The sequence below is a fragment of the Salinimonas profundi genome (assembly GCF_014750655.1).
GTDB classification, from domain to species: Bacteria; Pseudomonadota; Gammaproteobacteria; order Enterobacterales; family Alteromonadaceae; genus Alteromonas; species Alteromonas profundi_A.
Genome location: NZ_JABBXD010000007.1, coordinates 22,730 through 34,938, shown reverse-complemented (window position 1 = coordinate 34,938; position 12,209 = coordinate 22,730). Strand labels below are relative to the sequence as shown.

General features: G+C 48.8%; 13 protein-coding genes. 9 read left to right on the top strand and 4 right to left on the bottom strand.

Annotation, left to right across the window (positions count from 1 at the left end; translation table 11 throughout):
• The 8 genes from HHX48_RS12505 to HHX48_RS12470 are packed head-to-tail and all read left to right on the top strand — an operon-like array spanning position 1 to position 7,724.
• Positions 1-1,314, top strand: coding sequence for a TadE/TadG family type IV pilus assembly protein (locus tag HHX48_RS12505; RefSeq protein ID WP_191025603.1), 1,314 nt, complete (start codon positions 1-3; stop codon positions 1,312-1,314).
• Positions 1,307-1,765 (top strand): TadE family protein, encoded by a 459-nt coding sequence (locus tag HHX48_RS12500; protein ID WP_191025601.1) that lies wholly within the window; start codon positions 1,307-1,309, stop codon positions 1,763-1,765. The genes HHX48_RS12505 and HHX48_RS12500 overlap by 8 nt, the downstream gene beginning before the upstream one ends.
• The gene (locus tag HHX48_RS12495) at positions 1,762-2,229 is read left to right on the top strand and encodes a TadE/TadG family type IV pilus assembly protein (protein WP_191025599.1); all 468 of its coding nucleotides are present in this window, start codon (positions 1,762-1,764) and stop codon (positions 2,227-2,229) included. The genes HHX48_RS12500 and HHX48_RS12495 overlap by 4 nt, the downstream gene beginning before the upstream one ends.
• Before the next feature lie 31 nt (positions 2,230-2,260).
• A complete protein-coding gene (locus HHX48_RS12490; protein ID WP_191025597.1) occupies positions 2,261-3,490 on the top strand; it encodes an AAA family ATPase in 1,230 nt (409 codons plus the stop codon).
• Entirely contained in the window at positions 3,490-4,809 is a 1,320-nt protein-coding gene (locus tag HHX48_RS12485; RefSeq protein WP_191025595.1) for a CpaF family protein, read from the top strand. The genes HHX48_RS12490 and HHX48_RS12485 overlap by 1 nt, the downstream gene beginning before the upstream one ends.
• 10 nt (positions 4,810-4,819) lie before the next feature.
• On the top strand, positions 4,820-5,788 hold the full coding sequence (locus HHX48_RS12480; RefSeq protein WP_191025593.1) for a type II secretion system F family protein: 969 nt from the start codon (positions 4,820-4,822) through the stop codon (positions 5,786-5,788).
• Positions 5,789-5,790: 2 nt separating this feature from the next.
• Positions 5,791-6,765 carry a type II secretion system F family protein gene (locus HHX48_RS12475; protein WP_191025591.1) on the top strand — a complete coding sequence of 325 codons (975 nt, stop codon included), beginning with the start codon at positions 5,791-5,793 and terminating at the stop codon, positions 6,763-6,765.
• Between the two features lie 14 nt (positions 6,766-6,779).
• Positions 6,780-7,724, top strand: a complete 945-nt coding sequence (locus tag HHX48_RS12470; protein ID WP_191025589.1) for a tetratricopeptide repeat protein — start codon at positions 6,780-6,782, stop codon at positions 7,722-7,724.
• A gap of 42 nt (positions 7,725-7,766) precedes the next feature.
• Here HHX48_RS12470 and HHX48_RS12465 read toward each other — a convergent pair whose 3' ends face one another.
• On the bottom strand, positions 7,767-8,753 hold the full coding sequence (locus HHX48_RS12465) for a Solitary outer membrane autotransporter beta-barrel domain (protein WP_191025587.1): 987 nt from the start codon (positions 8,751-8,753) through the stop codon (positions 7,767-7,769).
• A 169-nt stretch (positions 8,754-8,922) separates the two neighbouring features.
• On the opposite strand from HHX48_RS12465, the gene HHX48_RS12460 reads away from it, so the two are divergent.
• Positions 8,923-9,480, top strand: coding sequence for a hypothetical protein (locus tag HHX48_RS12460; protein ID WP_191025585.1), 558 nt, complete (start codon positions 8,923-8,925; stop codon positions 9,478-9,480).
• 85 nt (positions 9,481-9,565) lie between these two features.
• Here HHX48_RS12460 and dps read toward each other — a convergent pair whose 3' ends face one another.
• The 3 genes from dps to HHX48_RS12445 all read right to left on the bottom strand — a co-directional run bounded on the left by dps (position 9,566) and on the right by HHX48_RS12445 (position 11,853).
• A complete protein-coding gene (gene dps, locus HHX48_RS12455) occupies positions 9,566-10,072 on the bottom strand; it encodes a DNA starvation/stationary phase protection protein Dps (protein WP_191025583.1) in 507 nt (168 codons plus the stop codon).
• A gap of 243 nt (positions 10,073-10,315) precedes the next feature.
• Complete coding sequence (locus HHX48_RS12450; RefSeq protein WP_191025581.1) at positions 10,316-10,876, bottom strand: porin family protein; 561 nt, start codon at positions 10,874-10,876, stop codon at positions 10,316-10,318.
• 323 nt (positions 10,877-11,199) lie between these two features.
• Positions 11,200-11,853: a hypothetical protein gene (locus HHX48_RS12445; protein ID WP_191025579.1), complete on the bottom strand. Its 654-nt coding sequence runs from the start codon at positions 11,851-11,853 to the stop codon at positions 11,200-11,202.
• Between the last annotated feature and the right edge of the window lie 356 nt (positions 11,854-12,209).

Sequence of the window (12,209 nt, the reverse complement as noted above, 5' to 3'; positions counted from 1 at the left end):
ATGACGATTCCCACATTGCATTACACAAACAAGCAACAGGGAAATGTACTGGTTCTGTTTTGCCTGGGCCTGCTGGCCATGCTGGGCACCGCGGCCATGGCACTGGATGGCGGACACCTGCTGCTCAATAAATCACGCCTTCAGTTGTTGGTCGACTCGGCGGCACTTAGCGGTGCAACCGAAATTGACCAGGGCGGCACCCATGATGATGCACGCGACGCAGTGGTAACGATTCTGCAGCAAAATCTGAATTTCGCTGAATTCAGTGAAATTGCTGACAGCCTTGACCTGTCAGCGGCTGATACGTTCAGTGATGCGGTCACCGAGCTGCTGACAGTTGAGTTTTCTGAACGTCCGGACCCGTTTTCGGCTACCAGTAGCGCCTCCGCCACCTACGTCAGAGTATCAATCAACAATATTCCGCTGGACAACTTTCTGGCGCAGGTGCTTGGGCTGGATAAACAAGTCGGTGCCGCGGCGGTAGCCGGGCCGAGCACTGCGCTGATTGAATGCTACAGCAACCTGGTCCCGATGGTGGTATGCGGGGCAAACAGTGATCCTGACGATAATTTCGGGCTGGAAATCGAACAGCTACAGCTTTTGAAAATCAGCTCCAACACCACCTCAGAAATAGGCCCTGGCAACTTTCAGCTTATCCGGTTAGATGGTGCATACGGTGCTGATGATGTCAGAAAAGCGCTGGCGGGTGAAAATTATAATGGCGAACAATGCTTTTCATCAGATCCCACCGAAGAGGACGGACAGATTGACACAGAACCAGGCAACTCTGTCGGGCCGGTGGCCCAAGGCCTGAATACGCGCATGGGCAGCTGGCAGGGCGGGCAGCTAAACGAAATCGATCATCCCCGGGATCTGAATAATTGCGAAGGCGCGCATATTCCCCTCAATGCAGAGGACGAGCTGGATACAACATCGCCCGAATACGCCAGCGCCTATCGCTATGCAGATTATCTCTCTGATACCCAGATGGCTGATTCCGGGCCGGGAAGTTGCAGTAATATTGATCATGATGGCGATATCGTATCGCCTAATCCGGCGAGGGTTGAACGGCGCGTGTTACAGCTGCTGGTAGGCGACTGTGATGGTGCAACAAACGGTGCCGATGAACTGGGATATCTGGGATCTGCCTGTTTCTTTTTAACCCAGGCGGTCATGCAAAAAGGTAACGAAGCCTACGTTATTGGCGAATATATCGAAGCCTGCAACAGTAAAGGCATTCCTTCCGGCGAAGCAGAAGACAACGCCGGACCCTACAAGCTGGTGCTCTACCATGCGGGGAGGACTGATGCGTAATCACAAGCCCATTTCAAAGCAAAAAGGCGTCGCCGCTGTGGAATTTACGATCATCGCGCCCTTTATGTTTCTACTGATATTTGCCACTGCCGAATTCGGGCGTTTGTTCTATCAGTACAATGCTCTGACCAACTCGGTGCGCCTGGGTGCGCGTTATATTGCCGATATTGCCATTAAAGATAATACCGGTAATTTCTCGCTAACGGATAATGATCGGGCCAAAGCAACCAACCTGATTGTCTCTGGCGATACCAATGGTCAGTCTGAGCTGTTGCCCGGTCTTAACCAGGCTATTTTTGACTACCAGTTAAATGGCGACTTTATTACCGTCACCGCCTCATACAACTGGACGCCTATCTTTTCCGACACGCTGTTCAGCTTGTCTGAAGACAATGCCATCTCTCTGGATTTTCCCATGGAAGTCTCCTACACGATAAGGGTATTGCCATGAGACGTCATCAGCAAGGGGTATACACCGTTGAGTTCGCTATTGTAGGTGCCGTCTTTTTCATGGTGCTGTTCGCTGTTTTTGAAGTGGGACGACTGTTCTTCACCTGGAATGTCGTCACAGAAGTCAGTCGTCGGGTCGCGCGGCTTGCTGTGGTTTGTGATTTCGACCAGGAAAATCAGCTGGTAGACGAAGACGCTGTGCTTTATGCAGTGGGCGATCTGGCCCCCCTGCTACCCAATTTTACCGCGGCGAATGTGTCTGTCAGTTATTTATCTGAAGAAGGCGCCGCTGCGCTGGCCTATGGCCAGGTTGAAATGGTACGTGCCGAAATTGTGAATTATCAACATCAGTTTTTAGTACCGGGGCTGGCACTGACGCTTAATTCGCCAAACTTCGCCTCTACCCTGCCCCGTGAAAGCCTGGGTGTGACCCGCTGGGGCTATACCGTCTGCGACGGCAATTAACCCCGGAAATATTATGGAAGAGGAAAACAGTATGAACGATCAAAGCGCCTCACATGTGATAGACCATCCGGCCAAGTCGTCCAAACCTGTCATCAGGCAACCACTGAAAACCCGCCTGCGTGTCCTGGTGGTTGACCCTCATGGCGAACTGGCCACCTTTACCGATAGTGCGCTGATTCAGGATCGCATGCTTGAGATTACCCAAAGCCCCTTTTTGCCTGCTGATTCCTCAGTGTTCCACCTTGCACTTCTTCACCTGGGTACGGATAAACATGAAAACAGTCAGTTGCTGGAAAAGCTTTCCAGCGCATTGCCCCACCGCATCATTGTGTGCCGGGATCTGACCAGCGACATCGCCAAGCTGGCTGTGCAGTTTAAAGTGGATGACTTACTCACATTATCAGACTTGCCCGACAGTATGTATCCGGCGCTCTCACTGGTTGCAGATGCTATTAGTGAAAACGTCACTATCGCGCCACAAACCACGATCATCAATGGTAAAGCCGGTTCCGGCGCCACGTTTATCACTTGTTGTATGAGTGAAATTTACGCTGAAATGCGCAATAAAGCACTGGCGCTGATTGATGCTGACTTTAATTATGGCTCGCTGGCGCACGGACTGCGTCTGAAAACCGACTATTCCATCGACAAAGCTATCAATGAGCTGGACAAGCTGGATGAAGCCGCAGTGCATTCTATGATGGCGCACAGAGACAATATTCACCTTATCGCAAACGCGCCGTTTTCCCGCCTCAAACCTGCGGCCAGAACCCCTGAACAACTGGATAAACTGTGCTGGAAGATTCGCCAGACATTTCCTGAAGTGCTGGTGGATATGTCCAAAGGACTTGAGTATCAGACGTTACCGCTACTGTCACAAAGCTCCACCATCTTCGTGGTAATGCAACTGAGCGTGGCCGGGCTTCGCGAAACACAAGCCATGCTCAAAGAGCTGAAGAATAACGTGGATATGCACGGCAAGCGTCTGGCGATTATCGTCAACCGCTATGTGGCGGGCAAAGGTGAAATTCAGCTGCCCGACGTAAAGTCGGTGCTTGGCGTCACGGATGTATTCACCATCAGTAATAATTTTGAACTGGCAAAGCTGCGTACCGATTTGGGCAAGCCGCTGGAGTCGTTGGCCAATCATAAACAGATTGAAAAAGAAGTACGCGCCATTGTGCACTTTGCCACCGGTAACACCATGGATACCAACAACAAAAAAGCCGGCTTTTTATCCCGCCTGCTAAGGAGCAAGTAATGGACGGTGAATCGCATTTTGTCGACCCTTATCAGCAGTTAACCACCGAGGATGTGGATACCAAACAGGAAATATTTAATGAGGTACTGAACCTGCTGGACCCCTCTATGCTTGAAACCATAGAGGAGGATATCGCCCGGCAGCAGATCACCGAGTGTTGTCGACGGTTGCTGGAGAATTACTCACGCCCCATCAACATGGCCACCCGGAAAATAATCACCCGGTTAGTGCTGGATGAAATCCTGGGGCTGGGCCCGCTGGAAGTACTGATGGCTGACCCCACCGTGTCAGATATTCTGGTGAACAACTACAACAATATTTATGTGGAGCGTGGCGGACGCCTGGAACGTGCCGCAGTACGGTTTTACGACAACCGGCATCTGATGAGCATTATCGATCGCATCGTATCGCGCATTGGCCGCCGGGTGGATGAATCATCCCCCATGGTCGATGCCCGTCTTGAGGATGGCAGCCGGGTCAATGCTATTATCCCGCCCCTTGCTCTGGACGGACCGTCCATGTCCATTCGGCGCTTTACAGTTGAAAAACTCAATGTCGAGCAGCTTATCAATTACGGGTCTATGACATCGGACATGGATGTACTGATTCGCGGCGCCGTAAAAGGCAAACTGAACGTGCTGATATCCGGCGGGACCGGCAGCGGCAAAACCACCCTGCTAAATATCCTTTCCGGCTACATTCCGGCAAGTGAGCGCATCATTACCATTGAAGACTCCGCGGAACTACAACTTCAGCAACCGCATACAGTACGCCTTGAAACCCGTCCGTCCAATATTGAGGGGCGCGGTGAGGTCACACAGCGCGACCTGGTAAAAAACTGTCTGCGCATGCGCCCTGACCGGATCGTGATCGGCGAGGTCCGCGGTGCTGAGGCTATCGATATGCTGGCGGCCATGAATACCGGCCATGAAGGCTCGTTAGCAACATTGCACGCTAACAGCCCCCGGGATGCCCTGGGCCGGCTTGAAAACATGATATGCATGGGTGGATTTGATATGCCTATCCGCAATATCCGGGCGCAGATTGCCTCGGCCATTGATCTGGTGGTGCAGACACAGCGGCTTGAGGATGGTAGCCGACGCATTATCAGTATTCAGGAAGTTACCGGCATGGAAGGCGAAACGATTACCATGTCAGAGTTATACAAATACGAACGGCACGGCATTGGCAGCAATAACGAAGTGATGGGTGCGTTTAAAGCGACCGGCGTGGTGCCACTGTTTCACCGCCAACTGGTGGCAAAGGGTATCGAGATGCCTCACCGCATCTTTGGTGTTGATGCGGATATCCGCTTATAGGGGTGCACTGATGAGTATTCAAATTATATTTTTAGGACTGGTATTTCTGGCGGTGGTACTGTTGTCTCAAATGCTGTTTGTGTCGGTAAACAGCCCCCAGCGCGCGGATAGCAAAGAGTTGAAGCGACAGCTTGATATTCTGGTCGAACAGGATAGTTACTTCCCCCGACAGCTCCTGCTCAATACCCGCTTAAATCAGCTTTCTGCATTTCGTCGATCACTGGAAAACATCCCCATTGTTAAGTCGTTCACGTTTAAACTGGAACTGAGCGGCTCGAAGATGCTGGGGCATGAGTTTCTGTTTATTGCTGTAATTGTCAGTACCGTACTGGCAGTGATTCTGTGGGTTCTTTCCCGTGATCTTCTGGTGTCTCTTGTTTGTTTCGGCGCTACGATGGCGGCATTCAACTTCAAACTGCAGCGTGACATTAATAAACGAATGGATCGCATTGAGGAGCAGTTTCCGGAAGCACTGGACGTGCTCAAAAGAGGACTCCAGGCAGGCTATTCGTTTAACGAAGCGTTGAAGCTGGTTTATGAAGAACTGGCCGGTGATTTAAGTAATGAGTTGAAACTGCTGTTTCAGCGCATCAATCTGGGCGCTGATCTTAAAGTGGCAATGCTTGCCTTCGTACGCCGCATTCCCAGTACCTCGGCCATGGCCTTTGCCAGTGCGGTAAATATTCAAAAAGAAACCGGCGGCAACCTGGCTGAAAACATCGAAAACCTGTCGGTGCTTATTCGTCAGCGCTTCCGGTTTCGCCGCAAAGTACGCACCTTGTCGGCAGAGGGTCGTCTGAGCGGATGGATCCTGGTGCTTTTACCTTTTGTTCTTTTTGCTGTGCTTTACCTGACAACCCCCTCATACGTGAGTGAACTGTTCACGACTGATTCCGGGCACGAGCTGCTCAAGTGGGGGCTGATCGGCATGCTTGCTGGCACGTTTTGGATTAAAAAATTACTGGAATTGGAGGCGTAACCATGGAATATCTTCGCGGACTCCTTTACTCATTCACCAGCAATGAAAATACGGTCACCATGGCCGTGCTGGGAATTGCATTGATGGCCGGCCTGATGCTGGCTATGGCGATGTTCTATTTGATCAGCGGCACCTACTCGCCCATTCGCAGACAGATTCAGCGTATGCGTTCGGTGAATGTTGAAGCGCCTGCTGAGCCTAATTATAAGCATTATCTTGAAAGCACACTGACCCGAGTGGGTGGCAGCTCTCTTTTTCAAAAAGCGCTGCAGAAAGACCAGGACACGCGCAAATTGCTCATTCACGCGGGCTACCACTCTGAAAATGCCCTGAAGATTTATTATTCTTTGCGTCTGTTGTCGCTGCTGATTGGTGTTGCGCTGGCGATGATAATCTTCCGGCTGTTTCCGGATTTAAGCACTATGGTATCGGTCTACGTCATTCTGCTGATTGTCGGCGGTTTTTTTATTCTCCCCGGCATCGTACTGACCAAACTGGCGGCAAGTCGTATGCGCAAACTTCGTCGCTATTTCCCTGATGCCCTGGACTTACTGGTGGTGTGCTGCGAATCAGGACTGGGTTTGCTGGAATCTTTTCAACGGGTGAGTAACGAGTTAAGAGCCGTACACCCCTACCTGGCACATGAATTAGGCCTGGTGGTAAAAAAAGTTAAAGTCGGAATCCCGCTTTCCCAGTCATTAGAAGAGTTTGGCCATCGTACCGGGCTGGAAGATATTCGCGGCCTGAATTCGGTGATTGTACAGAGCATTAAACTGGGAACCGGTGTGGCAGAAACCATTCGGGTTTACGCCGATGAATACCGGGACAAGCGTCTGCAGGCGGCCGAAGAAATGGCGGCAAAGATTGCGGTTAAGATGCTTTTTCCGATGATGGTGTGCATCTGGCCCTCATTTTTTATCGTTGCTATTGGTCCGGCGATGATAAAGGTAATGGAAGTGTGGGATAAGGCATTTTAAAAAAGGAAGCTGCAATGAAAACATTACTATGGTTGTTAGCCACACTGATTGTGCTTAGTGGCTGTGAGTCTACAGATAAAACCGCACAACAGGCCGAAGAGGCCAACAAGGTTCCTGTGGAGCAAATGATTACAATGGCAGGGCATTATGAGAAAGGCGGCGAATATGAAAAAGCGCTGGTGTACTACCTTAAAGCACTGGAAGAAAGCCCGGAAGATATTCAACTGGCCTATCGGGTTGCTGAACTGCACAAGCAAATGGGCAAACCCGAATATGCGCTGCATATGCTGCAACGGGTTATTGCCAGCGATCCCAGTCACACCGAGGCACTTACCGAAGCAGCGATGATCTATCTTGAAAACAAAGATGTTGCCCGCGCCACCGATTACTTCTTAAAAGTGCGGGCACTGGATCAAAAAAGGCTCAGAGAAACCACTGCACGTAAAACAGGTTTTGTCTCACTGGACAACGCGTCTCCCGTAGATGCATATAACGGGCTGGGCGTTGCGTACGATCTGAATGGCCGGTACAAGCAGGCACAGGAGATGTATGCACTCTGTCTGGAGCTGAAACCTCACGCACCTGTTATTCTGACCAACGTGGGCTATTCTTTTTATCTGGCAGGTCAGTACAGTGATGCGATTACCTATTTTCAGCAGGCCATTGAATTAAACCCGGGCCATAAGCGAAGCTGGTCAAACCTGGGGCTGGTATATACGCGGATGGGCCGGTATAACAAAGCGTTTCAAACGCTGAAACGTGTGATGAATGACGCGCAGGCTTATAACGACTTAGGGTATTTTCTGATGCTTGAGTCACGGTATGAAGAAGCAGAGTACTTCTTTGAAAAAGCCATTAATGCATCACCTAAATATTATAAAGTAGCCTATGAAAATTTAAGCGATGTGCGTCATCAGCGGGCGTTAGCTGAGGGCGGCGACATCAGCATGATGCCATAATAAATGCTACCGTGGAGTACCTGCCAGCAGGTGCTCCGCTGATTAAAAGGTGTAATAAAGCACCAGTGTTCCGCCTTTCAATATGCTTCCGTAATTAAAATTAACGCCAACGCCGTACTCTTTAATATAAGCATCTTCATCACGCTGTTTGACCCAACCTACTTCAGCTTCGTAGTAATGCCCCGATCCCATTTGATCCGCTAACAAGTTGCTAAGCTCAACGCGGGAAAAGCGGTATTTCATCGACTGGCCATCCGCATCGAAAAACGCCACCGGCTGGGTCACGTTCAGACTGCCGATGACATACCACTCGCTGGGCTCCACATCATGGGCCGGGTTCTCTGTATCCAGGGCAAAGCCATGCAGATAATGAAAATCGCCGGATATGGAAAAGTCTGCACCAAAGCTATCCCAGGAATATTTGAGTGATGCCACCGGCTCAAGCATGAGCATTTCCACATCGAAATTTACCAGAAGGCCGTCAAAGATATCTCTGATCTGTTGGTCCACATTAGTACGATAATCAATGCGGCTGCGATATTTCATCCAGGCCACATTAAGGTCTGCACTGGCCTGCCAGTGGTCATTAATGTCATACGTCACCCCGCCCCCCAATGAAAGCGAGATAACCCGGTCTGAAAGCTCATCGCCGCGATCGCCGATCTCTTCACCCAGAAAGAGCTCCTGTTCAATATTCACGTAAGACGCCCGCCCCCCTAATCGCCATTTCAGGTCTGCAGACTTGTGCGATGTGATATTCAGCGGAAAGTTGAACTGGTCGATACCACTGCGCAACGAGGTTGCATCCGCGGAGCCCAGTGCTGCATTGTTGGTACCAATGACATCATTGGGATTAAAGTTGAAAAAGCCTAGTTTAACCACGTCGTTATCACTGAGTAACGAGGCGGTGGCAAATGCACTCTCAACATTTTTTCCGGCAAGCTGATTAAGCTCATCAACCGCATCGGCGGATGCCGCACCGCCTCCAATTGTCAGAGAAAGAGACAGGCAGATGTTAGTCAGTCGCATTAATAAATTACCGGTTAAAACGATTTACCTTTTTACGACTACTTACACAATTTTGATCGGCCTTGCGACTGTATAGCACCCGCGCTACTGTATATAAAGCATACTCCTGAAAGGATGCATTATTCACGAGTAGCTACTCTAAAGGGATAAATCAATCAGGGAGAATCTTATGCCATCCATCCATCATCACTTTGTGTTCCTTCTACTATTAAGTACTGCGCCTGGCGCGGCGCTATCTGACGAAACCAAACCGATAGAGACGATAGAGGTAACGGGGAAAAAACCGCTACAGCTATATTTCAGTTTACGTGAAGAGAAACGACACGCGTTTATGCGTTATTTTAATGAGATTGTGCAGGATGATGACTTAAAATTTGAATGCAAACGCGTTGCCCCTAAAGGTACACGCGTGTGGCGAGAAGTGTGCAAGAGCGCGTTTGACTGGCGCATTGAAAAAGAAATAGTTGATGAAGAAATTTCCCGCGGGAATATGCTTGGTGCTGAACGAGTAGCAAAAATGGGTAACAAAGAGCAACGTGACCGTAAAAAAGAACTCACCCAGACTATCAAAACCATGCTGGCCACCAACGAAGAATTCGCTGAATACTGGAAACATTTTAAGGCCGCAGATGAAAATTTTAAAAATGCGCACAGTAAAGCATTTGGTTCCTTAAGCATGTACAGCGAAGAGGATGAAAGCGCTGAAGATAGAGAATCAGCCCCCTGATTAACACTACTTAATAACAGTGAATACAAAAAAAGGCTGACGAATGTCAGCCTTTTTATTTATTAAAACAGATTTACTAAAGCAATCAGTTTTTTAGTTCGCCGCTTGCCGACTCAATATGAGCACGGACAAACCACTGGAATTGTTCTAAAGCAGCTAATTGGCCGGTTACCATATCTTCAGAAACCGGATCTAATTCGCCCAGCACTTCAATGGCATCACGGTGATCACCATTGACGCCCGTGTAGACTTTATCCAGTGCAACGAGGTGATCGTTTACCAGCGCTCTGCCGATATCATAATCGTCCCAGCTACGAGAATCGACAATCGCTTTCGGCGTGCCCTTGGGAACGCCGCCTAATGTCGCGATGCGCTCAGCAATGGTATCTGTCATTTCACGTACTGCATCCACCTGCGGATCCAGCATTTCATGCACACCGATGAAATTCGGGCCGACGACGTTCCAGTGAATATGCTTCAGGGTCAGTTGCAAGTCCAGTAAGGCAGTCAAACGCTGCGTTAGTACTTTTACAGTGCGTGTTGCCGATTCTTCGTTCATACCCGGAGCGGTAAAGCCGTTTGTGTTACTCATAGTGTCTCCTGTTGTGGTGACTAAAATGTCATCATCTTCCCCACCAAGCGGTGTACCGAAGATGTCATCAAAAATAATCACCCATTCAAACGAATGTAAGCCGTAAAAGGATTATTATGATTACGTAATGTGGCGGGTTAAACGCAAAGCTGTGGAAATTAGCTAACAGAATTAACAGAAGGAAAAGGATGAAAATGGCCAATGAGCGGGCGCTGAGGCCCGCAAAGAAATAACCAGAAGCGGTCAGAAATGATATTGTACACCCAGCGCCAGACTGTCCCAGTCAATTTCGCCGTTATACACCTCAAGTTCTGGCATAATCTGATATTCCAATGTTGCAGAAATATGCTCAGATAGCTGATATTGCAAGCCTGCGCCGTAATTAATACCTTTTGTCTCAAAAGAATAATTGTCCAAGACGTCGCTATTACTAGTTATCTCTCTTTGCGTCTGTGAGTATCCCACCAGCGCAAATACGCTTAAGTTTTCGGTGACTGGATAAGCTCCGCGAATATTGGTCGAAATCTGCCAGTCAATTTCCTCTTTATAGAGCTGGCTTATTCCTTCGAAGAGATCATCCCTGGAATAATCTGATACGCCTTTACCCAAACGCGTCTCAAACGACCAGTACTCACCAAACTTATATCCGCCTACGATACTGACCACATTAAAATCTCTGCCATCTGCATCAATCGTCTGACGACTGATATTCCCTCCTACATAAATATTATCGGCTGCAGCGACGGCTGATGAAGAAAAAGCGCAGCCGGCGAATACCAGCGCGGCAAAAGTATTCCTTTGCATAACGTATCCTTGTAGTTAATTTAATGCTCTGCGATAACCAATAAGCAGTAAAGCTTTTGCAGAGCCGTGAGTATGACAAAAGCAGAAAGCGAATGTTCTTAAAATTATTGAGAATTGCCGTTCAGAAAATATAGAGTGAGAATAAGCAGATAAAAATCAGCAGCTTAAATTGGACTTCTGATATGTAACAAAGTATTAGCAAGCCGATTTATGCTCGAAAAACTATGATGTGATTGAAATGGCGATATTCATACGGTAGGAATAAAACAGGCCCTTTTATTACGCCAACGGAAGCCTGTATGTAGATATGTATATAGTGGAGGCTACTGTTGACGTCGGCGTCTGTACATCGCCAGACCAAAGAACCCACCCGCTAAAGCCCCGAATAGAGCAGGTTCGGAAACATCCGCTGACATAGCCATTGGCGCCGTGGCTGCCAGGCCAAACTGCGCGCCCATCAGAGTGCCTTCTTCCAGACCAAACGTATCCTCTAACAGTCCACTCGCTGCATCCAGGAAGTTAAGTGAAATTTGCGGGTTAAACAAGTCAGTGACTGCTGCAGCATCCAGCCCGGTCAAATCCAGACTGAATAAATCAACCATACCACCGCCGTTTACATCAGCAGACAAAATTGCTGTACTGGTATTAATCAAAAAGTCGCTGAGTACAACCGTAACATCATCACTGTCATCATCATTGCCCATATCGTCGGTCAGGCTAATACTGGCCCCTTCATGTTCAATGGTGCCGGCAAGTGTTGTAAAGTCTAGGTCACCGCCGGTGATATCAAACCCCAATGTCAGCGGATCTGCAGAAACCAGTTCTCCGCCAAGCAGTGCCGGAGTTATCCCAAGATCCGCTAAAGGCGCCGTCACTTCTACATTTGTCTGCCCGCCCATAATGGGCTCAGCAAATGCCGCTCCGTTACATAAAAGCGCAGCACCAACTGCCGCACCAATCATTATTTTTTTCATCATCCTAATCCTCGTTTTGCGTTGTCGTGTTCTCTTGCAGGTGGCTATACCTATCAATCCGTTACGCCGACAATATTTGATCAGGTTAAAAATTATACAAATTTAATGTTAAAAATATGATCAGTACGCAACCATATGAAATGATTATAGTGTGGATAGATCTGCTAATGCGTCGCGCGAAATTTAAACAGCTTTTTATAATCACAGCAGCTTCGAGTACGGATAGCGAATGTGTGAATCAGGTCAGGTTCACGTGTTTCTTAAATGGCATGAACGGGCCTGTTCTGCAATGACTCCTTTGTTTTTTAATAAAATTGTTCACGCATGAGTAAACCTGACCTCTGTGACGTACAGGTGCG

Excerpts from the sequence above, each read along its gene's own strand:
- HHX48_RS12505 (WP_191025603.1), top strand. The coding sequence starts at position 1 with ATGACGATTCCCACATTGCATTACACAAACAAGCAACAGGGAAATGTA.
- HHX48_RS12500 (WP_191025601.1), top strand. The coding sequence starts at position 1,307 with ATGCGTAATCACAAGCCCATTTCAAAGCAAAAAGGCGTCGCCGCTGTG.
- HHX48_RS12495 (WP_191025599.1), top strand. The coding sequence starts at position 1,762 with ATGAGACGTCATCAGCAAGGGGTATACACCGTTGAGTTCGCTATTGTA.
- HHX48_RS12490 (WP_191025597.1), top strand. The coding sequence starts at position 2,261 with ATGAACGATCAAAGCGCCTCACATGTGATAGACCATCCGGCCAAGTCG.
- HHX48_RS12485 (WP_191025595.1), top strand. The coding sequence starts at position 3,490 with ATGGACGGTGAATCGCATTTTGTCGACCCTTATCAGCAGTTAACCACC.
- HHX48_RS12480 (WP_191025593.1), top strand. The coding sequence starts at position 4,820 with ATGAGTATTCAAATTATATTTTTAGGACTGGTATTTCTGGCGGTGGTA.
- HHX48_RS12475 (WP_191025591.1), top strand. The coding sequence starts at position 5,791 with ATGGAATATCTTCGCGGACTCCTTTACTCATTCACCAGCAATGAAAAT.
- HHX48_RS12470 (WP_191025589.1), top strand. The coding sequence starts at position 6,780 with ATGAAAACATTACTATGGTTGTTAGCCACACTGATTGTGCTTAGTGGC.
- HHX48_RS12465 (WP_191025587.1), bottom strand. The coding sequence starts at position 8,753 with ATGCGACTGACTAACATCTGCCTGTCTCTTTCTCTGACAATTGGAGGC.
- HHX48_RS12460 (WP_191025585.1), top strand. The coding sequence starts at position 8,923 with ATGCCATCCATCCATCATCACTTTGTGTTCCTTCTACTATTAAGTACT.
- dps (WP_191025583.1), bottom strand. The coding sequence starts at position 10,072 with ATGAGTAACACAAACGGCTTTACCGCTCCGGGTATGAACGAAGAATCG.
- HHX48_RS12450 (WP_191025581.1), bottom strand. The coding sequence starts at position 10,876 with ATGCAAAGGAATACTTTTGCCGCGCTGGTATTCGCCGGCTGCGCTTTT.
- HHX48_RS12445 (WP_191025579.1), bottom strand. The coding sequence starts at position 11,853 with ATGATGAAAAAAATAATGATTGGTGCGGCAGTTGGTGCTGCGCTTTTA.